1 protein-coding gene is annotated in these 1,122 nt (G+C 37.7%); it reads left to right on the forward strand.

Annotated elements, in window-relative coordinates; all coding sequences use genetic code 11:
• The first annotated feature begins 11 nt into the window (after positions 1-11).
• Entirely contained in the window at positions 12-1,115 is a 1,104-nt protein-coding gene (hopJ, locus tag CXY28_RS08565) for a Hop family outer membrane protein HopJ/HopK (protein WP_100980495.1), read from the forward strand.
• Positions 1,116-1,122 lie beyond the last annotated feature (7 nt).

Below are 1,122 nucleotides of genomic sequence, written 5' to 3' on the forward strand. Positions count from 1 at the left end.
AGGATCAACCCATGCAAAAAGCCTTATTACATTCATCATTCTTTTTACCTTTACTTTTATCTTTTTGTATCGCTGAAGAAAATGGGGCGTATGCGAGCGTGGGGTTTGAATATTCCATTAGTCATGCCGTTGAGCATAATAACCCCTTTTTGAATCAAGAACGCATCCAAACGATTTCTAACGCTCAAAATAAAATCTATAAACTCAATCAAGTCAAAAATGAAATCACAAACATGCAAAACACCTTTAATTACATCAACAACGCTTTGAAAAACCATGCTAAATTAACCCCCACTGAAATGCAAGCCGAAACTTACTACTTGCAATCCACCCTTCAAAACATTGAAAAAATAGTCATGCTTAGCGGAGGCGTTGCGTCTAACCCTAAACTAGCCCAAGCGTTAGAAAAAATACAAGAACCCACCACTAACCCTTTAGAATTTGAAGAAAACTTAAGAAATTTAGAAGTGCAATTCAATCAATCTCAAAACCGCATGCTTTCTTCTTTATCTTCTCAAATCGCTCAAATTTCAAATTCCTTAAACGCGCTGGATCCCAACTCTTATTCTAAAAACATTTCAAGCATGTATGGGGTGAGTTTGAGCGTAGGGTATAAGCATTTCTTCACCAAGAAAAAAAATCAAGGGTTTCGCTATTACTTGTTCTATGACTATGGTTACACTAACTTTGGTTTTGTGGGCAATGGCTTTGATGGTTTAGGCAAAATGAATAACCATCTCTATGGGCTTGGAATAGATTATCTTTATAATTTCATTGATAATGCGCAAAAACATTCTAGTGTGGGTTTTTATGCGGGCTTTGCTTTAGCGGGGAGTTCGTGGGTAGGGAGTGGTTTAAGCATGTGGGTGAGCCAAACGGATTTTATCAACAATTACTTGACAAATTATCAGGCTAAAATGCACACGAGTTTTTTCCAGATCCCTTTGAATTTTGGGGTTCGTGTGAATGTCAATAGGCACAATGGCTTTGAAATGGGCTTGAAAATCCCTTTAGCGGTGAACTCCTTTTATGAAACGCATGGCAAAGGGTTAAACACTTCCCTCTTTTTCAAACGCCTTGTGGTGTTCAATGTGAGTTATGTTTATAGTTTTTAGGGGGGTA

The organism is Helicobacter pylori (genome assembly GCF_002832345.1).
GTDB lineage: Bacteria > Campylobacterota > Campylobacteria > Campylobacterales > Helicobacteraceae > Helicobacter > Helicobacter pylori_CP.